Below are 19944 nucleotides of genomic sequence, written 5' to 3'. Positions count from 1 at the left end.
AGGTGAGATATCCCCTATTCATAGCACGTTATGGCTCATTGGGGAAGTTCCCCGACAAGTGCATCAGCGCGGGTTTTGCCCCGTCGCGCCTATCGGTGATATCCTCTCCCTAAACCTTCCTCTACCTGAATTAGGGCGGGTTTAGTCACATCTTTTGTGCAACCGAAAAGATAATAGTGAAACCCCCATGACACGTTATAACCCAGTCCGCGCAGGCGGACTTTGTTTGTGTAGCCGCGATTTCAATCGCCGTGGCAAAAGGGGGTAATAAAGGCGGATTTGGTATCAATCCCCAAATAAAAAAGAGAGCCACTCTCTCATGCAACTCTCTGGGGTACATCTACTACTCTTATAATCGCCTTGGGGGATTAGGAGTGTCACACTCAGTTTAAGATCAGTAGCACACAGGTAATACTGATCTGTTATTTTTTGCTGAGAGACTATTACAGGCGTTACACTGACCTTAACCATTAATTGGGCGGTTAAAACCGCAGCTACACAAACAAAACCCGCCTGCGCGGGTTTCCACACCCCTAGTTTTTCTTTACAGCGCTTTGCATCTAAGTGGAGTATACCCCTCCCCAACCCTCCCCTTGCCAAGGGGAGGGTGCGCTCTTCTCGCGGGTGGGGTCTAAATGTACTTCACCGACTTGCAATCTGCTGTAGTCCGCGTAGGTGGACTTTGTTTCGTTTGGTTCCGCGATTTCCTTTTCAACAAGGTTTAAGTGGACTTTGAGAGTTGTTTATTGTTTTGTTCACCTAAGAACTACAAATTTTTAGGAATAGTGATGGTTTTTGGATGCTTATCTCTCAGCAGGTGTTTTCTCAACTCTATGGCTTGTAGATACAAAGGTTCCGCTTCGGCGTACCTTCTTTGTGACTTGTAAAGACTTCCTTGAGCAGAGTATAGATTAGCCAAATTATCAAGGCATAAAGCGACATGGGGATGCTCATCTCCCAGCCTTTGTTTCATCAACTCTAAGGCTTGTTGAAACAAAGGCTCGGCTTTATCATACCTTCCCTGTGATGAGTAGAGATTACCCAGATTGTTGAGACTGGTTGCCATATCGGGATGTTTATCACCCAGCCGACGTTTTGTCAACTCTAAGGCTTGCTGTAACAAAGGTTCGGCTTTATCATACCTTCCCTGTGATGAGTAGAGATTACCCAGATTGTTGAGACTGGTTGCCACATTGGGATGGTCATCCCCCAGCCGGCGTTTATCTAACTCTAAGGCTTGTTCATACAAAGGTTCGGCTTCTTTATACTTTTTCTGTAAATAGTAGAGACTACCTAGATTGTTGAGACTGGTTGCCACCTTGGGATGGTCATCCCCCAGCAGGCGTTTTCTCAACTCTAAGGCTTGCAGATACAAAGGTTCGGCTTCACTATACCTTCCCTGTGAATAGTAGAGATATGCCAGATTGTTGAGGCTGGTTGCCACATCAGGATGGTCATCCCCCAGCAGGCGTTTATATAACTCTAAGGCTTGCAGATACAAAGGTTCGGCTTCACCATACCTTCCCTGTGATTCGTAGAGATATGCCAGATTGTTGAGACTGGTTGCTACATCAGGATGGTCATCACCCAGCAGGCGTTTATATAACTCTAAGGCTTGCAGATACAAAGGTTCGGCTTCACTATACCTTCCCTGTGATTTGTAGAGTGCTGCCAGATTGTTGAGACTGGTTGCCACATTGGGATGGTTATCTCCCAGCAGGCGTTTTGTCAACTCTAAGGCTTGCAGATACAAAGGTTCGGCTTCACTATACCTTCCCTGTGATGAGTAGAGTCCTGCCAGATTGTTGAGACTGGTTGCCACATTGGGATGGTTATCTCCCAGCAGGCGTTTTCTCAACTCTAAGGCTTGCAGAAACAAAGGTTCGGCTTCACCATACCTTCCTTGTGATTCGTAGAGTAGAGCCAGGTTGTTGAGACTGGTTGCCAGTTTCGCCAACAATAAGCAACTTGACCTGCCTGACTTAATCCATCGGGAAAATTGAAGTTTGAGAAATTTACAAGCGCAAACTCAATCAATTGGGTTTCTAACTCAGCACCCTGAAGCTTCAACCAGCAACAGCCACCCGGATAATCTTCTAAATATCGCCATGAGTATTGAATTGCTAATTCGGTTTTACCCACCCCGCCTTGACCTGTAAAGTCGGTAATTGTCACAACTGGATTGTCCTGCAATAGCTGATGCAATTGTTCTATCTCCAGCTCTCTACCAACCAGTTTACGGGCGGTACTATTGGGAATATTGTGAGGAATATCAAATGGGTTAGGATGATAAATATCTGTATCGCCATCCCAACTTCGTCGATAAAAATAAGTGGGGAGTTGTTTTTTGTCTAATCTAGTAAGTTGCTGTTTAACTTTCTGGGCAATTGTCTCCATATTTGGTAGACAGCCGTTCTGAGAGTTATCGGCTAACGCTTCCATCACGGCTTGGGAAAAGTATCCCGTTTTCTTGCCAGTATTAACTTTGGCTTGTTCTCCCTCTCGCGTCGCCAGCAACACAAACTGCTGACTTTTTGTTCTCGGCTTGCCACTGGGAAACGTTTTTCTGCCTAAATTCGTCGGTCGCCCATTAGACTCTAAAATATAATTTGCACAGGCATCAATGATGCAAATATGATGGGAAATTTTAAAACTATCTGAACTTAAATAAACCAGTAATGAATCCAAATCCAGATTCTGCCAATTCCGTTTGGTCGCATTAGCACAAAGTAGGCGACGGTTTCGGGTTGAGGTAATTAAACCATGTCCCGCCCAAAATAGATAAAGTAAATCCCCTTTTTTCTCAGACAGAACATCGGTAATTAGAGTGGTAATATTTGACTCGGTTGCTTCTTCTATTACCCATTCTGTTGACTCAGCCAATGTGCCATTTTCTTCTAACGGTGACAAGCACAGGCGAATATTGTCTCTGGGAACGCCTCGCGCACTAAGCCACTGAGCAAACTTTAGGGCATCATTTACCTGTCCATCCACATTCCAACTATTTTCTTGGTATTTCTCGATACCAACAACTAATCCATAAGTTTGTTCTGGTTTAACGCTAAATTTCATGTCCGCCTAAAAGGAGGATGTAGAGATGTGCCATGGCACGTCTGGGAGCTGGGGGAGATATCACCTTTGTAGTTATACCAAATCCGGGGAACACTATCCCCCTTATAACCCAGTCCGCGCAGGCGGACTTTGTTTGTGTAGCAGCGATTTCAATCGCCTCCTCTTGCTTACTTACGCTCTACCCAACCTACAAGGTAACTCCTTTATGGCAACCGGGGGATAATTGCCTTCCATACTGCTTTATTTGTCCAGTATGCCCCATGCGATCGCGGAAAGGGTTGTTTGCTATCCACCAATACATCTTGCACCTTATTGGGGAAGACATTTGCGCCAATATAACTCAGAAAATCCCGTAAGTCATAGATATTCAACCAACTGGGAAAATAATCCGGTAGCGGTTCCCCGTATTCTAAACTGTAGAGGGCATTAATTTCATAGAAAAACGGGGCTTGAGAACCCGCTGTAATCAGCAATTCCACTGGCGGGAGAGCCTGTTGAACCAGCAAATCCACACAAGCAATCCCACCTAAACTATGCGCCAATAAGACGACAGGAGGTTCAGCCTGCTCGATTTTAGCGCGAATGAAATCACGGATGCGATCGCCCCGACCTTGATAGAGCAAAATATCACAGGGCGTCGGTGAAACAGACTGGGTAATGATTCCCCGCCTGCGCTTAAGGTAAAATGTGCCAATTGGCTGTGCTAATTGAGATAGAGGCTTAACCACCCAATCCCCGATTCCCAACTCCGCCTCTCCCAACGCCAGACTCAGGAGTTTCACCACCTCATCTCTTAATTCAGCATCGGTGAGTATGGGAGGATGCTTTTCCTGCTGCTCACAATCCAACATTGCCTGAGCTACAATCGCTCTGGCTATAGCGTCACGGTACTCCCCTAACTCCTCTGAGGCGTTTTGCAATGCTTGATGATAAGCCTCACTCTGGATAACGGTATCTCGCGCCGGCTCAAACACCTCAGCGATTCCCGCCACATCCAGTTTGGCTTGGAGTTCAGTAGACGGATTCAGGCGTTCGACGCGAGAGTTTAATTCATCACCCGGTTTTTCTCCAAAGGGATTCCCCGCCGTCTCATCCCCAGGTTTCAGCGATAGTACCTGCAATTCATAGAGAGGATTGTTGTAGAGTTGTTGCCAAAGAACAATGGAATAATCCTCTTCTTCCTCATCTAAAGCTAACGTGGAATCATATAAAGGAATAGAAGCGCCTTGAGCATTCAGTTTTGTCCCTAATTTATCACCCCAAAGACAACGCTCAACCTTTACATCTGGGCGTTCAAGATGAACGGCTTTCTCGATGAGTTTGAATGTTTCTTCATATCCAGGATTCCGGACTCCGGTACCGTGGACAAACAAAACTGTTGTCATCGTTTTTTAACAGGGGCTATGGCTGAATGAAAGGACAAATCAGCTTTATTTCAGTAACGTGAAAACCAACTGCTTTCTCAAAATTCTCAACAACTTGAAAAGCCGGGTTTTTTAACGAAGAATCAAGGTTTCCAATCCGTTAGCCTTTACCGATTCAACCAATGCACATTATCTCGTCTTTGTCAACCTTATTGGTACAGTCATCCCACGCCATAATCGTTGATTTGGCGTGGGAAACATCAGGCTAAATCAGCTATACACTCGCTGTCACTTGCGCCTTCGAGGTCAACCGTTCGTAAGTGGATCGCATCTTCAGACCGACCAGAATTTGGAACAAGCCAGAGCCATTGTTAGAACCGGGATAGTCCTTGTGCTTGAGCAACAGTTCGGTCATCTCGCCATAGTATTTCGTGGAGGTGTTGCTGAGGTGACTTTCGATGTAAATCATCTCCTCTAGATTGTCAAACTGACCATCCACTTCCAACACAGAAACATCATGACCGAAGTAGCTATCTGGACCATAGTACAGCTTGATACCAGGATAGGCACAGGTCAACTTACGACCGCAGGGTCTCCAGTCAATGGTTGATCCTTCATCAAACAGATACACAGGCTCAAAGCCTTCTACACCATCTTTCTGAATCAAGCGCACCCGCAGGATCTTGGATTCCTTATCTTCTTTGATCAACTGAGTCGGTAATATCTGAATTACGACATCAGCAAACTCTTTTTGGGGTTCGATGTAAGCGGTAAAGTCAGGGCGTCTAGCGTTAATAGATGCCAGAATATCTTCGTAGGTATGTCCCCGTTCTGCCATGTCACGCTGGATTTTCCAGTTAATCTTGACTTCATCGCTGATATCAAGATAAACGCCGAAATCAACCAGCGATCGCACACGCTCATCATACAAGGGGTGCAATCCTTCAATGACCACGACTTTATTGGGTTCAACCCGTTCCGGTGGGTCAAGTTCACCCGTCTCGTGGTTATAAATTGGCTTATCAATTGCCTGACCATTTTTGAGCGCTTTAACTTGCTCATACATCAGGTCAAAATTGTTCGCCTTGGGGTTAAGCGCTGTCACCCCTGCCGCTTTACGTCCTTTGCGGTCTAAGCTGTGATAGTCATCCAAGCAGATGACCGTCATAAACTCTTCACCAAACAGATCTGCCAAGCGACGCAGAAAAGTTGACTTCCCGCATCCAGAGTCTCCAGCAACGGCTATTAATACCACGCGGTCTAGCTGAGTGGTCATAGTTTCCCTCTAACGCAAAAAATAGTTTCAAATAGAGTTTCCAGCAATCCAAGTCCCAAGTCTAGTCAACCCATCTGTTGATCGCGTGCCTTTAACCCGTTACAGATTGGCAACAGGTGTGAGTCTTTCCCAGGGGATAAGACTCCAGTCAGACACGGGTTAAGTATTTTATACTAGCGGCTGTTTGTGGATTTTACCAAAATGAGATTTTGTCTACAAGACTTAATGTTTCTCCTTAATTCCTTAACATAATCCTAAAGGGAGTTGTGCCAATTGGATCAATAAATTTAAAATTGACTCCATTTTGACCCTGGATCGGTCAGTGACTGAGTTCTCCTAGTTGAGCCATCTGCGGGAAATGGCGTCCTGGGCAGATGCCCATGGGAGTCCGATAAGTTGGAGCTTTACGAACTCAACCGATTAGACGTATTCTAAAGTATACATGAACGCACTTGTAACCTAATTCATTCCCTCGCCTTGAGCCGAGGGGAGTTGGGAGCGTTGCAAAATGTTAAGCTGATAGTACTTTCTTAAGGCTTTACTGGGTTAATCTCAAACTCGGCAGTAAAGTCAGCTTGTGTTGCCAAAGGCAATTTTTGGTAAAGGATTGCACAAGTTCATGCATCGGCGTCATAGAACCCGTCGTTAACCCAAACAGGTCTGACGGGGGCTTGTAAAAAAGCATGGAGCGACTGAAACCCTGATGGGGAGGTTGCTTCTTTCGTCGCGGATTGATGAAGTGCTGTACTTATCAACATATCGTACAGAGTTGGTTTGGAGAGAAATAAAGCAATGTCTAGTTCAAAAGCGGCGGCTAATTCCGCAAACACCACAAACTTCGCGAATCGCCTGTTTCTTTACGAAGTGGCGGGCTTAAGTCAGAATACGGAAACTGACAAAATGGGCTATCCCATTCGTAGCAGTGGCAGCGTCTATATCACAGTGCCATACAATCGGATGAATCAAGAAATGCAACGAATCACCCGCATGGGTGGCACAATTGTCAGCATTCAACCTCTTGATGGCATGATGAATTCTAAGAATGGAGTCAATGGCAATAGCCAATCGACGGGTTCAGCCCAGCCAACGGCGTCCGCACAAAAAAGCCAGCCGATCATTCACGGAAAATCTAAACCGGGAGTTCCCGTTAATCTATACAAACCCAAAAATCCCTATCTGGGCAAATGTATTGAAAACTACGAACTGGTTGCCGAAGGGGGATCAGGTACGGTTCGCCACGTTACCTTTGATGTCTCTGGGGGTGATCTACGGTACCTGGAAGGTCAGAGTATAGGCATTATCCCACCTGGAAAAGACGAAAAAGGAAAGCCTCATAAACTCAGACTCTACTCCATTGCCTCCACTCGTCATGGTGATCACGAGGATGATAAGACTGTCTCGCTTTGTGTTAGACAACTGGAGTACAAGCACCCAGAAACCGGGGAAACCGTCTATGGCGTCTGCTCAAGCTACTTGTGCAACCTGCCAGTCGACACCGATGATGTCAAGATTACTGGACCGGTTGGGAAAGAAATGTTACTTCCCGAAGATCCAGAGGCTACCGTTCTCATGATGGCAACAGGTACAGGGATTGCCCCCTTCCGGGCTTACCTGTGGCGGATGTTTAAAGAACAGCACGAAGATTACAAGTTCAAAGGGTTTGCTTGGCTGATTTTTGGTATCCCCTATACAGCAAACATTCTGTACAAAGAGGAATTAGAAAAACTACAGCAAGAGTTTCCTGATAATTTCCGTCTCACCTACGCCATCAGCCGTGAACAGAAGAACAAAGAGGGTGGTAAGATGTATATCCAGCATCGGGTGGATGAACATGCCGATGAACTGTTTGAGTTAATGCACAAGGATAATACCCACACCTACATTTGTGGACTCAAGGGTATGGAAGATGGCATTGATTCAGCACTCTCCGCTGCAGCCGAACGGCAAGGGATGAACTGGACTGATTACCAGAAATCTATGAAGAAAGCTGATCGCTGGCACGTTGAAACCTACTAATACGGCTTCCTTAACAGCTTCAGGACTTACGCCAATTTACCGTTGAATCACCATCTGTAGGGGCACGACATGTCGTGCCCCTACTCTATGCTGGGTTTGTGCCTAAGTCCTAAGCTTATAGAGTTGTCGCCATAAAGGTGAGGACTTTCTTGACGCCGCTTCCAACTGCCTTTCTCTATAAAGTTGGCTCAGAAAGTTGCTCAAATCCTGAGAATTACGTTAAATTTAATTAAGCAGAAGTAAAGTTTCCTATTGAAACCACCATTTAAGCTGGGCTTTGTGCTAAACAGGAGGCTCTTTGAGAGCAAAAGCCAAACCAGAAAACAAATATCTAGAGGCGAATAAGCGATGAAATTTTCCTGGAGAATTCTCCTACTTTGGACAATACCCGCCCTTGTCATTGGGTTTTTCCTATGGCAGGGGACATTTTCTCCGGCTGTTGGTGATTTAAATCAAAATACTGCCAGCACCCGGATGACTTATGGTCGCTTTTTAGACTACATCGAGAAAGGGAGAGTCACGAGTGTTGACCTCTATGATGGCGGTCAAACGGCAATTGTAGAAGCGATCGACCCGGAGCTGGATAACCGAGTTCAGCGTCTACGTGTGGATTTGCCGGCTAACTCTCCTGAGCTAATCACTAAGCTGAGAGAGGCTGATATTGCTTTAGATACCCATCCAGCACGTCAGGATGGGGCAATTTGGGGCATCCTGGGAAATTTAATTTTTCCGATTTTATTAATTGGGGGGCTATTCTTCCTGTTCCGTCGTTCGAGTAATATTGGTGGCGGTCCGGGTCAAGCTATGAACTTTGGTAAATCCCGCGCCCGGTTCCAGATGGAAGCGAAAACAGGAATTGTTTTTGATGATGTGGCGGGAATTGAGGAAGCCAAGGAAGAATTGCAGGAAGTGGTGACGTTCCTGAAGCAGCCCGAACGGTTTACGGCGGTAGGCGCACGTATTCCTAAAGGGGTGCTGTTAGTCGGACCTCCGGGTACAGGTAAGACATTACTGGCAAAAGCGATCGCGGGTGAAGCTGGGGTGCCTTTCTTTAGTATCTCCGGTAGTGAATTCGTGGAAATGTTTGTGGGTGTGGGCGCGTCTCGTGTCCGTGACTTGTTCAAGAAAGCCAAGGAAAATGCACCTTGTCTCATCTTTATTGATGAGATTGACGCCGTAGGACGACAACGGGGTGCTGGTATCGGCGGCGGTAACGATGAACGCGAGCAAACGTTGAACCAGTTGCTCACTGAGATGGATGGATTTGAAGGCAATACTGGGATTATCATTATTGCCGCGACTAACCGCCCTGATGTACTGGATTCAGCCTTATTGCGTCCCGGACGGTTTGACCGCCAGGTGATGGTCGATGCGCCGGATCTAAAAGGACGGATTGGTATCCTGGAAGTCCATGCGCGGAATAAGAAACTTGCACCGGAAATTTCCATTGAAGCGATCGCGCGACGTACTCCTGGATTTACTGGGGCAGATTTAGCTAACTTGTTGAATGAAGCCGCTATTCTGACCGCCCGTCGTCGTAAAGAGGCGATTACCATGCTGGAAATCAACGACGCGGTTGACCGGGTGGTAGCGGGTATGGAAGGCACACCGCTGGTGGATAGTAAGAGTAAGCGGTTAATTGCTTACCATGAAGTTGGTCATGCGATCGTGGGGACGGTGCTCAAGGATCATGATCCCGTGCAGAAAGTGACCTTAATTCCTCGGGGTCAAGCTCAAGGATTGACCTGGTTTACGCCGAGTGAAGAGCAAGGCTTAATTACGCGGGCGCAGCTTAAAGCCCGGATTACCGGGGCGTTAGGCGGTCGTGCCGCAGAAGAAGAGATTTTTGGTTATTCTGAAGTTACCACAGGTGCCGGTGGTGATTTACAGCAGGTGACGGGGATGGCGCGACAAATGGTGACTCGTTTCGGCATGTCCGATTTAGGTCCGTTGTCTCTGGAAAGTCAAGAGGGAGAAGTGTTCCTCGGTGGTGGCTTGATGAATCGGGCGGAGTATTCCGAACAAGTAGCCTCTCGTATTGATGAACAAGTGCGCCGCATTGTGGAACATTGTCACGACGACGCCAAGCGGATTATGCGGGAAAATCGCGTCGTGATTGACCGTTTGGTGGATCTGTTAATTGAGAGGGAAACCATTGACGGCGAGGAGTTTCGTCAGATTGTGGCGGAATATACTCATGTACCGGAGAAGGAGCAGTACGTTCCTGTGCTGTAATTTCGGACAGTTTAACTAATTCATTGAGTAGGGATGGTGAAAATCATCCCTATTTTTTTTGAAGCCAAGCTGCACTAGGGAATTAGTGATTTATGTTCTTGATTAAGATAGAATCACGCTCATTTCAACCCATGAGGCTGTTACAATGAGGTCTTCATTACCTAAATCCAAGTTGCCACCGTTGGAGAATGGCGATCGCTTGACTCGTCCTGAATTCGAGCGCCGTTACCACTCCATGCCAGAACTTAAAAAAGCCGAATTGATTGAAGGAGTGGTGTACATGGCTTCGCCGTTACGCTTTACACCCCACGCTGAACCTCATGGACGTTTAATCACTTGGCTGGGAGTTTATCAAGCGGCTACACCCCAAGTGCAAATGGGTATTGAGCCTACCGTTCGCTTGGATATCGACAACGAACCCCAACCTGATGGTGTTTTATTCATTAGCGAACAAAGCGGTGGACAAGTGACTATATCTCAAGAGGGATACTTGGAAGGCGCACCAGAATTAGTGGTTGAAATTGCCGCGAGTAGTGCAGCGATTGATTTAGGGGATAAAAAACGTGCCTATCGGCGCAGTGGTGTACAAGAATACATTGTTTTGCAGGTATTTGACCAAAGAATTGATTGGTTTAGTTTACAGGATGGCGATTATGTTCCTTTGATACCGGATGAACAGAATAGGATTTGTTCTCTGGTGTTTCCGGGTTTGTGGTTAGATGTTCCTGTCATGTTACAAGGAAATATGCAGCAAGTGTTAACTGTTTTACAAACAGGCATTAATTCGGCGGATCATCAAGCATTTGTCCAACAGTTAATCGAATCCCAGCATGGAGAAAGCTGCTGATGATTAATGTGATCGTCAAACCCAATACCATCGAGTTGCCAGCCGGAGCAGTGGTGAGAGTTCCTGGAACCTGGCAGGATTATCAAATATTGCTGGAACATTTAGGCGATAGCACTTCCCCTCGTGTCAAGTACCGCCATGGAGAACTACTGCTGATAGTTCCTTTACCTGAGCATGGTAAGCAACTAGACATTATCGTGGAAATGGTCAAGGTGTTGCTACGCCATCAGGGACTGAGGTTCGACTCTTACCACGAAACCACGATGGATTTACCCGATCATAGTGGTGTTATCCCGGATCATTTTTTCTATATTGGGGAGTTACCTGTAGTGGGAAAACGTCGGATTGATTGGAGTAATGATCCGCCACCGGATTTGGCAATTGAGTGCGATGTTACCTCATTCACCAGTGTTAATGATTATTTGCCTTATCGAGTCAGGGAACTTTGGATTGTTCGCCAACAAAAGATTAAAATCTATCAGTTTCAGGATGGGCGGTATAGTTTGGTTGAGCAGAGTCAGTTTTTCGGTGGATTTGACCTGAATGCGATCTTTACTGAGTGCATCAAAGATGCCTATCAACTTGGATCTGGCGCGATTGATAAATTGAGCGATCGCTATCCTCGCCAACGGTGAAGTTGTGAATGGGGGGATTGGGTGTTAATTTTGGACGAGAGTAGATGTTGGATTTCATCCGATCCGGTTCAGCCGACGGTAACACTAGAAATAAGCGTTCCGCTGTTAGCAGTTGAGTAAGAGTTAGGTAGAACATAGATGAGCAGTTTCAATACAGGTTCCCAAAGGGATAATGGTTTGCCAATTTACAATGTTCCATGGCGAAGAAATAGGGGAGAATTTTCTTAACACGCGATCGCACGGCATTCCCCTGGATTTCCTGGGACAGATTTAGGTAAAATACCATTACCACAATCCCTAATGTAACATTCTTGAACTCAACATGACGTCCTTACCACAGAAGCGCCAACCAAGACGGGGACGGATATTCCCAGAATATACCATCCCGCCAGAAGAATTAGCCAGACGCAGAGCGAAACGCATTGAACTGGGCAAGCGTTGCCGAGTTATTTTTGAACGACTTCGTCCGGAACTGATTGAACAATACTACAATTGGTTCATTGCCATAGAACCGGATAGCGGCGACTATTTAATTGACCCAAAACTAGAAGGAGTGCTTCAAAAACTACGAGATCGCTATGCTAGCACCGACAGCAAACTAACAATATTTCGACTTAATGAAACAGGCACCTGTGGTACGATATGATTGTCGGCAGATTCGGCGAAACAGGCGAGTTATTTTTTGACATAGAACTGATTGCAGCAAACGACGATTGCTTTGCCGTTGAAGCACTTCTAGATACAGGTTTTACGACAGGTTGGCTAGCAATTAACTCTCAAGATATAGACGCTTTGGGGTGGTCTTTGATTTCATCTGAAATTGAGATGAAAACGGCGCGAGGAGAGGAGCTTTTTGATATCTATGAAGGAAAAGTCATTATTGATCACCAAGAGTTTACCATTCCCGTTCACGTTGGAGAAGGACTACCTGATATTTTAATCGGTTCCCAGTGGTTAGAGATTATCGAACTAATCGTAAAGAAACGAAAGGGTATTTTGACTTTAGAAGTTCTGGAAAGCCAGTAAGGTTAAGTACTGTGTTAGTCCACTACAAATGACGAATAACAATCAAACTTCAACCAAATTCCCCACCACGCGATCGCGCCCTTGCACCTTTGCCTTATAAAGCGCTTGATCTGCCTCAGCTATCAGCCTTTCGGGTGTAGTTCTTGGCGGCGGAACCACGCCAGCTACCCCAAAACTCAAGGTGAGAAACTTACTCACCAAAGACCCCTCATGGACAATCGCCCGAGCCTTCACTTTCAACCGAATCGATTCTGCCACCTGCATTGCACCTCTGAGGGACGTATTCGGTAAAATAATCACAAATTCCTCACCCCCATACCGAGCCACCACATCCGCTGGACGCTTAACCGCTTTACGCAAAATATCAGCCACCTGTTTCAAGCACTCATCTCCCGCTTGATGCCCATAAGTATCGTTGTATGGCTTAAAAAAATCAATATCACACAAAATTAACGCCAGGGGCGCTTGCTCCCGCGCCAATCGTTTCCACTCCTGCTGCAACGCCTCATCAAACGCCCGACGATTGGCAATCTGGGTCAACCCATCCAAATCAACCAACCGCTGCAACTCCTGATTCATTTCCTCTAACTTCGCCTTCAACACCCGTTCCTGCTCAATTTTGCGACGCAACTCTGCCATAATCCAACGGGTTTGCAGTAATCGACGCACCCGTTGCCGCAGCACCGCCCAATGAATCGGTTTTGTGATATAATCCGTAGCGCCTGCCTCAAAAGCTCGGTCTACCGATTCCTGATTATTGAGTCCAGTAATCATCAGGATAGGGGGACAGTCCTGACCAAACATTTCCTGTAACTTAGCGCAACAGGTAAAGCCATCCATCACCGGCATCATCGCATCTAACAAAACAATATCCGGTAACTGTTCGGTGCAACGCGCTAGACATTGATGCCCATCCCCCACTTCCAACACCCGATAGCCCTCCTGCTCCATCGCCCGACGTAGCACCAGGCGTAGGGTCTTTTCATCATCCACAATCAAAATCAAGGGTGAGTCATGCTGAAAGTCAGGCTCATTCATCATCGTTTCCTCGGATGCTCTTGTTGCAACGCGGCGACAACTCGCTCATACTCTGCATCAAACTGGGAAAGCAGGGTTAAGACACTCTCTAGGTTTCCCGTGCGACCCCGCGCTTCTAAATCCGCACACAGTTGTGCTAAACCCGTTGCACCAATCGTCAGACTTGATGATTTCAACGCATGGGCGGATTGGTGCAGAGCATTAGCATCATCATGAGCGATCGCACTATGAATCGCTTGTACCCTAGGAGGGGAGTCTTCCAGATAAGAGTCAATCACCTCCGCGATTAACCCCTCAAAATCGTCTCCGGCTATTTCTCTTAAATCTTGCAGCACTTGACGATCTAGGGCGGGAGTTGCACTAGAATCTGAGGGTGTTTCTGGCACCAATACGTCCTCATCTGAATGATCCGTTATGCTATCTCTGCCTGCTTGAGCCAGCACCTGGGAATAGTTATTCAACGCTTGAACCAGGGCTTCCGGTCGAATCGGTTTACTGATATAGTCATTCATGCCCACTTGCAGACATTGTTCTCGGTCTCCCTGCATCGCATGAGCCGTCATGGCAATAATCCAAGGTTGGCAAGCTGACGCCCCTTGAGCCCGGATGCGGGTAGTTGCCTCCAATCCGTCCATTTCAGGCATTTGCACATCCATGAACACCACCTGATAGGACTTACGACCCAGGGATTCCAGCGCCTCTTGTCCATTGTTCGCCACATCCGCGCGATATCCCAATCGCTGCAACATCTGGCGAGCCACCTTTTGATTGACCGCCACATCTTCGACGAGCAGAATGCGTAACGGTAGATTCTGGGCAAACTGAGCCTCAAGCAGTCCCGATAAGCGCTCGCCCGGACGCACCGAGATTCGCCTACGTCCTAAAATTGCCACAAACACATTATAAAGCTGGGATTGCTTAATCGGCTTGGTGAGAAACGCCGCAAAGTTAGGCATATCATCGGGTTGGTATGGGGTTTGGCGACCCACAGAACTGAGCATGACCAAGGGAAGTGGTTCACTCTTCGGTAACGCCTCAATGCGTAACGCTAAGGTAAAACCATCCATTTCTGGCATTTGCCAATCCAAAACCGCCAGATCAAAAGGTTCTCTTGCGGCTAACCAATTCAACGCTTGCTCTCCCGATTCCGCCGTTATCACCTCCATCCCCCACGACTGCGCCTGTAGGGTAATAATTTGGCGATTCGTAGCATTATCATCTACCACCAGTAACCGTTTTCCCCGTAACTCCGGTTGGGGTGTATCCAACTCAGCCGTGACCGAATGGGGGTCTGATTTCACCACAATCGTGAAATAAAACGTCGAACCTTTGCCCACCTCACTCTCCGCCCACAAGCGCCCACCCATCCGTTCACTTAAACGCTTACTAATCGCTAAACCCAGTCCCGTTCCGCCATAATTGCGGGTCATAGACGCATCCACCTGAGAGAACGGTTTAAACAAACGATTCATGCGATCGCGCGGAATGCCAATTCCCGTATCTCTGACTGTAAATTGCAGTTCGTAATCTTGGGCGTTGTCAATCCCACTTGGATAGGCTTTAATCTCCTGTCTAGGGGCTTCCAGACGTTCCACCGGAACGTCTCTACGGGCTTCCCCAGACACCGCCCGACTCACCACTGACACCACCACTTCTCCCTGTTGAGTAAACTTCACCGCATTACTCAGCAAATTCACCAGAATCTGTCGCAGGCGGGTAATATCACCCACCACATTGCTTGGAGTTTGGGGTTCAATTAAATAAGCGAGTTCCAATCCTTTCGCCGCCGCTTGGGACGCCACTAAATCTAACGCTTCCTCAATACAAACATGCACATTAAAGAGATGTTCTTCTAATTCCAGTTTGCCGGATTCGATTTTCGAGAAATCCAGAATATCATTAATAATCGTCAGCAACGCTTCACCACTACTACTAATCGTATTCGCAAAGTCTCGTTGCTGAGGCGTCAGTTGAGTATCCAACAACAACCCAGCCATACCAATCACCGCATTCATCGGCGTGCGGATTTCATGGCTCATCATCGCCAGAAACTCACTTTTGGCTCGATTGGCGACTTCTGCTTCCCGTTTGGCTTTATGGAGGGCGAGGTTCTTCAGCGTCAGTTCTTCCCGCCGTTGTTTTTCCTGTTCTAAGAGTTGAGCTTGAGCTAAAGCAATCCCAACTTGCGCCGCTACCGCCTCTAACAATTCAATCTCATCGGCATTCCATTCCCGGAAGCGATCGCATTGATGTAAACAAATAATACCATTGGTCTGCTCCTGATAGGAAGTACGCACCGAAAGCATGGATTTAAGACCAATCTGACGACAAAGAAAATCCGCCCCCTCTAGTCGTGGATCAGTATAAACATTCTCGGAACTCACGGCTTGATCTTGCGCTAGCACCGCTTGGGTGTGAGGATTACCCAAAACTGGAATCCTTTGCTCTCGGGTAGACTCATAACCCGGTTCTAAATATTCCGCCACCAACGGAATTTGGGGAGAAGGCTTTGCCAAATAGGTATGAATCAAGCAACGATTCACGCCAAATACCTGACCCACTTGCGTCGCCGCTGTCTGAAAAATATGGTCACTATTTAAGCTTTGGCGAATTTCTTGGGTAATGTGTTTAAGCAGCAACGTGCGTTGTAATTGCCGCTCTAATACAGTTTTAGCTTGTTGACGTTCGATCTCATGACCTACCCACTGTGCCATGAGTTTGAGCAGTTGATGGGACGCCGAGGGATTTTTGGCGGTGAGGGTGGCGGGACGTTCTTGAACACTGAAAAAGCACAGCGCCCCATAAATGTTTCCGGCTACCTTGACACTCGTACCCAGATAAGATTTAATCCCAAACGTTAGACAGGCTGGATAATTTGCCCACTCTGTATCTTGATCCAACTCAAACGCGATCGGTTCTTTGGCTTGGGTTGTTTCGCGACAAATCGTCTGTTCTAATTCAAAGCTATCCCCCGCCTGCACTTGTCTCGATCCATTGGGGGGAACTTGAGCCGCAATCACCAGACAGCGCCCTTTCTCAATCCGAGACACAATACCGACATCGTGACCAAAATGACGCCGCCCCAGGGCTAAGAGTCCTTGCAGGCGTTGCTCAAACGTGAGTTTGGGTGCAGCCGCGACTCGATATAAACCCCGAATTGCGGCTTCGGCTTGGCGCTGTTGTTGCTCAATCTGTTTGCGCTCGGTAATATTACGGATAATCCCAATAATCTGATTATCCAAAAATGGCACGAGTCTGGCTTCATAGTTTTGCTCTCCTTTTGCTAAGGATAAGGAATACTCCAGACTCACCGGGGATAGGCTTTGAATCACCTGGGCGATCGCCTGATGAATTTTCTCACTCACATCAGCAGGTAGGACATTGTATACAGGCTGTCCTAGAAACTGTTCTGGCTCGACATATAATTCACCCTGGTTGGTGGCTTTATAGTCGAGAATGGTTCCATCTTGACTCAATCTAAAATACAAATCTGGAAGGGCATTAAAAATCGCTTGCAGTTCTGAGTTTTTCTGATGTAAGGCTTCCTCAGCTTGTTTGCGATGAGTGATATCCCCAAAGGTAACGGCAAACCCATCCCCTAATTTGACGGCGGCGATTTGAAACCAAGCCTGAATCCCGTCGTAGTGGTAATGAAATTCTCGCTCAATGGGGATACCGATTTCTGTTACCTGAACATAGAAATCAAAGAGTCCTTCTTGGCGATTTCCCGGCATTTCCACGAGTAAATGCCTACCCATGAGTTCCTCACTCGTCCGTCCCACCATGCGTTCGGCGGCGGGATTGATCAACAACCATTTAAAATCAGTAATAGTCCCTTGGCGATCGCGAACGGCTTCAAATGCCATTACCCCATCCAGGGAACTATTTAATACCCCAGATAGCAGGGATTGGGAATATTCCAGAGCGGCTTGACTTTCTTTTACATCTGTGATGTCGATGCAAGAACCGATATAACCCAAGAAACTGCTATCGTCACCAAACCGAGGAATACCTGTATCTAAGAGCCAACGGTATTCCCCATCAGCGCGTCGCAGTCGGTATTCCATGCGAAAGGATTGGCGACGGTTAAAGGCATAACTATAGGTTTGTCGGCAATTAGGCTTATCCTCTGGATGTACCGCCTCTACCCAACCCTCGTCGAGTTCATCTTCTAAACGGCGTCCGGTAAATTCTAACCAGGGGCGGTTAAAAAACGTACAACACCCATCGGTTCCAGCCACCCAAAGCAGTACAGGCGCACTATCTGCCATGGTACGGAAGCGGGCTTCACTCTCTCGTAAGGCGGCTTCGGCTTGCTTGCGTTCAGTGACGTTGTGAGCAACACAATAAATTAATCCGTCTTCCACTAAGGCTTTGGCATTCCACAACAGCCAGCGATAGGAACCATCTGAACAGCGATAGCGATTTTCAAAGGCGATGGCGTCTTTCCCGGTTGTGAGACTTTCGGCTTCCGCCAGAGTCGCGGCGCGATCATCGGGATGAACCAATTCTAGATAAGGTTGGGCTAAGAGTTCAGCTTCACTCCAACCTAAGGTTTTTTCCCAGGCGGGATTCAGACGCCTAAAATAGCCATCAAACCCCGCAATACAAAGCATATCAACGGACAGGTCAAAGATGCGATCGCGCTCTTGTTCGGCTTGGCGACGTTCGCTAATATCCGTTTGAATGCCAATATAGTGGGTGAGTTTGCCGTTACTATCGCGGATGGGGGAAACGGACAGTTCATTCCAGAAGCGTGTACCATCTTTGCGAGAGTTTTGCACGATGACATGAGAGTCTTGTTCGTTTTCTAACGCCGCTTTCAGCTTATCTAAGCCAGGTTGTTGATGATTATCCCCTTGTAAGAAGCGACAATTTTTTCCCAAAACCTCTGGCGCTGAATAACCCGTAATTTTCTCAAAGCCGGGATTGACGAAAATAATCGGGTTATCGGGTAAATTTGGATCAGTAATCAGGATACCATTACTACTCGCCGCGATCGCCCGTTCCAACAGTTGTAAGCGCACCTCAGCCTGCTTGGATTCGGTAATGTCGCGGGTGACTTTGGCAAATCCCCGTAGGTATCCGGTTTCATCGCGCAGTGCTGTAATAATGGTTGTACCCCAAAACTGCGAACCATCCCGCCGCATACGCCACCCTTCATCCTCAAATCGACCCATTTGGGCGGCAATTTGTAAAGATTGTTCAGGTTTGCCGTTTTCTTGGTCTTCTTTTAGGAAAAAACACTGATAATGTTGACCAATGATCTCTGAAGCTGAATACCCTTTCAGACGTTGAGCGCCTGCATTCCAGCTAACAATTTTACCCTCAGTATCAATTAGGTAAATCGCATAGTCGTTAATCCCGTCAATCAGCAGGTTTAAGCGTTCATCACTGGCTTGCAGGGCGAGTTCAGTGTGTTGGCGATCGCTAATATCATGAATCAGCCAGAGAATTACGACAACCTTTTCTTCCCTATCTTTAATGACGCTATTGAGGGTTTCACCGATAAAATTGTCCCCATTTTGGCGTCGATATTTAATGGGTTTAGACTGATTAAAATCCACAGAATCAGGATTCCAACTCTGTCGCTCAAACTCCTGGGGATTAGTATACAACTGTTGCCAGGGTTGTCCCACTACGGCTTCTTGCTGGTAACCAAATAGGTGAATAAAGGCTGAGTTGACCTTAAGGATAAAACCCTCTGTATTGGTAACAATGACCGCTTGGGGAATCGCTTGAAACAGGGTGGCGTAATCAACTGGTATAGTTTCAGTCAAGGTTTTGGGGGAATTGGGTTGAGCGGTAGCGTTTCTTTGTCTTTGAGTTTGTCTTAAGCCGGCTAAACCTGTAGCCAATAACCCAATTATGGCGAAAACACCGCCACATATTAACACTAGATGAATTGGGCTGGAACCGGATAGCCCGTCATTACAGCAATGAATTAACCCATCGATTAACAGTCGATTGAAAAAGGACAACATATAAACTCTACCGATCACAGAAACTTGGGCTTATTTGGCGCCAGTGATAAAAAGACTGAACTTCAGGTTAAGGGTATGACTTTAGAAACATCCCTGTTGCAAAAACGGGTCGGTTATATCTGCCATGCATAGAGTTGAACAATTAACTCGTGTATCTACCTACAACTAGACTGCAAAGATCCGCGCGAGTTTACGGATTTTTTATGTTAAACGGTAAAGAGTTAAAGAAAATTTACGTTTTTATCAGTAAATCAATCAACAAAGCTGACACCATTAAATGACGAAAAAGTCAAACCAATATTTTGTAGTTTTCCCTGAGAAATTCACCATTCAATGAAGCAACAAACATTGAGAGTGGCAAGCCGTCTCTTGATTGTGCCTAATCTGGCTAGAAGCGATTATCAATGTTCTAGACATTTAGATATTTTGCCGCTACCCACTTCAGCATTCG

12 protein-coding genes and 1 pseudogene are annotated in these 19944 nt (G+C 46.8%); 6 read left to right on the top strand and 7 right to left on the bottom strand.

Translation table 11 applies throughout. The features are described 5' to 3' along the window. Positions 1-766: 766 nt before the first annotated feature. From ACLGGO_RS01585 to ACLGGO_RS01570, 4 genes and pseudogenes are all read right to left on the bottom strand, one after another. A pseudogene (locus ACLGGO_RS01585) lies at positions 767-1948 on the bottom strand (tetratricopeptide repeat protein); the annotation flags it as partial. Continuing rightward, complete coding sequence (locus tag ACLGGO_RS01580) at positions 1861-3072, bottom strand: caspase family protein (RefSeq protein ID WP_446418030.1); 1212 nt, start codon at positions 3070-3072, stop codon at positions 1861-1863. The pseudogene ACLGGO_RS01585 and the gene ACLGGO_RS01580, both read right to left, overlap by 88 nt. Positions 3073-3275: 203 nt before the next feature. Further along, a complete protein-coding gene (locus ACLGGO_RS01575) occupies positions 3276-4457 on the bottom strand; it encodes a hypothetical protein (RefSeq protein ID WP_446418029.1) in 1182 nt (393 codons plus the stop codon). A 253-nt stretch (positions 4458-4710) separates the two neighbouring features. Next, positions 4711-5712, bottom strand: coding sequence for a phosphoribulokinase (locus ACLGGO_RS01570; protein ID WP_446335638.1), 1002 nt, complete (start codon positions 5710-5712; stop codon positions 4711-4713). A 792-nt stretch (positions 5713-6504) separates the two neighbouring features. Here ACLGGO_RS01570 and petH point away from each other — a divergent pair. The 4 genes from petH to ACLGGO_RS01550 all read left to right on the top strand — a co-directional run bounded on the left by petH (position 6505) and on the right by ACLGGO_RS01550 (position 11445). Beyond that, a complete protein-coding gene (petH, locus tag ACLGGO_RS01565) occupies positions 6505-7728 on the top strand; it encodes a ferredoxin--NADP reductase (RefSeq protein WP_446418028.1) in 1224 nt (407 codons plus the stop codon). A 348-nt stretch (positions 7729-8076) separates the two neighbouring features. Continuing rightward, on the top strand, positions 8077-9963 hold the full coding sequence (ftsH2, locus tag ACLGGO_RS01560; RefSeq protein ID WP_446335640.1) for an ATP-dependent zinc metalloprotease FtsH2: 1887 nt from the start codon (positions 8077-8079) through the stop codon (positions 9961-9963). 145 nt (positions 9964-10108) lie between these two features. Continuing rightward, positions 10109-10810, top strand: coding sequence for a Uma2 family endonuclease (locus ACLGGO_RS01555; protein ID WP_446418027.1), 702 nt, complete (start codon positions 10109-10111; stop codon positions 10808-10810). After that, complete coding sequence (locus tag ACLGGO_RS01550; protein ID WP_446418026.1) at positions 10810-11445, top strand: Uma2 family endonuclease; 636 nt, start codon at positions 10810-10812, stop codon at positions 11443-11445. The genes ACLGGO_RS01555 and ACLGGO_RS01550 overlap by 1 nt, the downstream gene beginning before the upstream one ends. A 148-nt stretch (positions 11446-11593) precedes the next feature. Here ACLGGO_RS01550 and ACLGGO_RS01545 read toward each other — a convergent pair whose 3' ends face one another. Further along, positions 11594-11731, bottom strand: a complete 138-nt coding sequence (locus ACLGGO_RS01545) for a hypothetical protein (RefSeq protein WP_446418025.1) — start codon at positions 11729-11731, stop codon at positions 11594-11596. A gap of 36 nt (positions 11732-11767) precedes the next feature. Between ACLGGO_RS01545 and ACLGGO_RS01540 the strand changes: the two genes are divergently transcribed. Beyond that, positions 11768-12091: a hypothetical protein gene (locus tag ACLGGO_RS01540; RefSeq protein WP_446418024.1), complete on the top strand. Its 324-nt coding sequence runs from the start codon at positions 11768-11770 to the stop codon at positions 12089-12091. Then, the gene (locus tag ACLGGO_RS01535; protein WP_446335645.1) at positions 12088-12471 is read left to right on the top strand and encodes an aspartyl protease; all 384 of its coding nucleotides are present in this window, start codon (positions 12088-12090) and stop codon (positions 12469-12471) included. The genes ACLGGO_RS01540 and ACLGGO_RS01535 overlap by 4 nt, the downstream gene beginning before the upstream one ends. 42 nt (positions 12472-12513) lie before the next feature. Here the strand turns inward: ACLGGO_RS01535 and ACLGGO_RS01530 are convergent, their stop codons facing one another. Together ACLGGO_RS01530 and ACLGGO_RS01525 are read right to left on the bottom strand one after the other, a co-directional pair. After that, entirely contained in the window at positions 12514-13509 is a 996-nt protein-coding gene (locus tag ACLGGO_RS01530; RefSeq protein ID WP_446418085.1) for a diguanylate cyclase domain-containing protein, read from the bottom strand. Further along, positions 13509-19493 carry a PAS domain S-box protein gene (locus ACLGGO_RS01525; RefSeq protein WP_446418023.1) on the bottom strand — a complete coding sequence of 1995 codons (5985 nt, stop codon included), beginning with the start codon at positions 19491-19493 and terminating at the stop codon, positions 13509-13511. Before ACLGGO_RS01525 ends, ACLGGO_RS01530 begins: the two co-directional genes overlap by 1 nt. Positions 19494-19944 lie beyond the last annotated feature (451 nt).

It is taken from the genome of Coleofasciculus sp. (assembly GCF_046565525.1).
Taxonomy (GTDB): domain Bacteria; phylum Cyanobacteriota; class Cyanobacteriia; order Cyanobacteriales; family Coleofasciculaceae; genus Coleofasciculus.
This window is presented reverse-complemented; position numbering and strand designations above follow the sequence as displayed.

Bases quoted from the DNA above. Each gene is read 5' to 3' on its own strand.
- ACLGGO_RS01550 (WP_446418026.1), top strand. From the start codon at position 10,810: ATGATTAATGTGATCGTCAAACCCAATACCATCGAGTTGCCAGCCGGA.
- ACLGGO_RS01540 (WP_446418024.1), top strand. From the start codon at position 11,768: ATGACGTCCTTACCACAGAAGCGCCAACCAAGACGGGGACGGATATTC.
- ACLGGO_RS01545 (WP_446418025.1), bottom strand. From the start codon at position 11,731: ATGGTATTTTACCTAAATCTGTCCCAGGAAATCCAGGGGAATGCCGTG.
- ACLGGO_RS01525 (WP_446418023.1), bottom strand. From the start codon at position 19,493: ATGTTGTCCTTTTTCAATCGACTGTTAATCGATGGGTTAATTCATTGC.
- ACLGGO_RS01575 (WP_446418029.1), bottom strand. From the start codon at position 4,457: ATGACAACAGTTTTGTTTGTCCACGGTACCGGAGTCCGGAATCCTGGA.
- ACLGGO_RS01580 (WP_446418030.1), bottom strand. From the start codon at position 3,072: ATGAAATTTAGCGTTAAACCAGAACAAACTTATGGATTAGTTGTTGGT.
- ACLGGO_RS01570 (WP_446335638.1), bottom strand. From the start codon at position 5,712: ATGACCACTCAGCTAGACCGCGTGGTATTAATAGCCGTTGCTGGAGAC.
- ACLGGO_RS01555 (WP_446418027.1), top strand. From the start codon at position 10,109: ATGAGGTCTTCATTACCTAAATCCAAGTTGCCACCGTTGGAGAATGGC.
- petH (WP_446418028.1), top strand. From the start codon at position 6,505: ATGTCTAGTTCAAAAGCGGCGGCTAATTCCGCAAACACCACAAACTTC.
- ftsH2 (WP_446335640.1), top strand. From the start codon at position 8,077: ATGAAATTTTCCTGGAGAATTCTCCTACTTTGGACAATACCCGCCCTT.
- ACLGGO_RS01530 (WP_446418085.1), bottom strand. From the start codon at position 13,509: ATGAATGAGCCTGACTTTCAGCATGACTCACCCTTGATTTTGATTGTG.
- ACLGGO_RS01535 (WP_446335645.1), top strand. From the start codon at position 12,088: ATGATTGTCGGCAGATTCGGCGAAACAGGCGAGTTATTTTTTGACATA.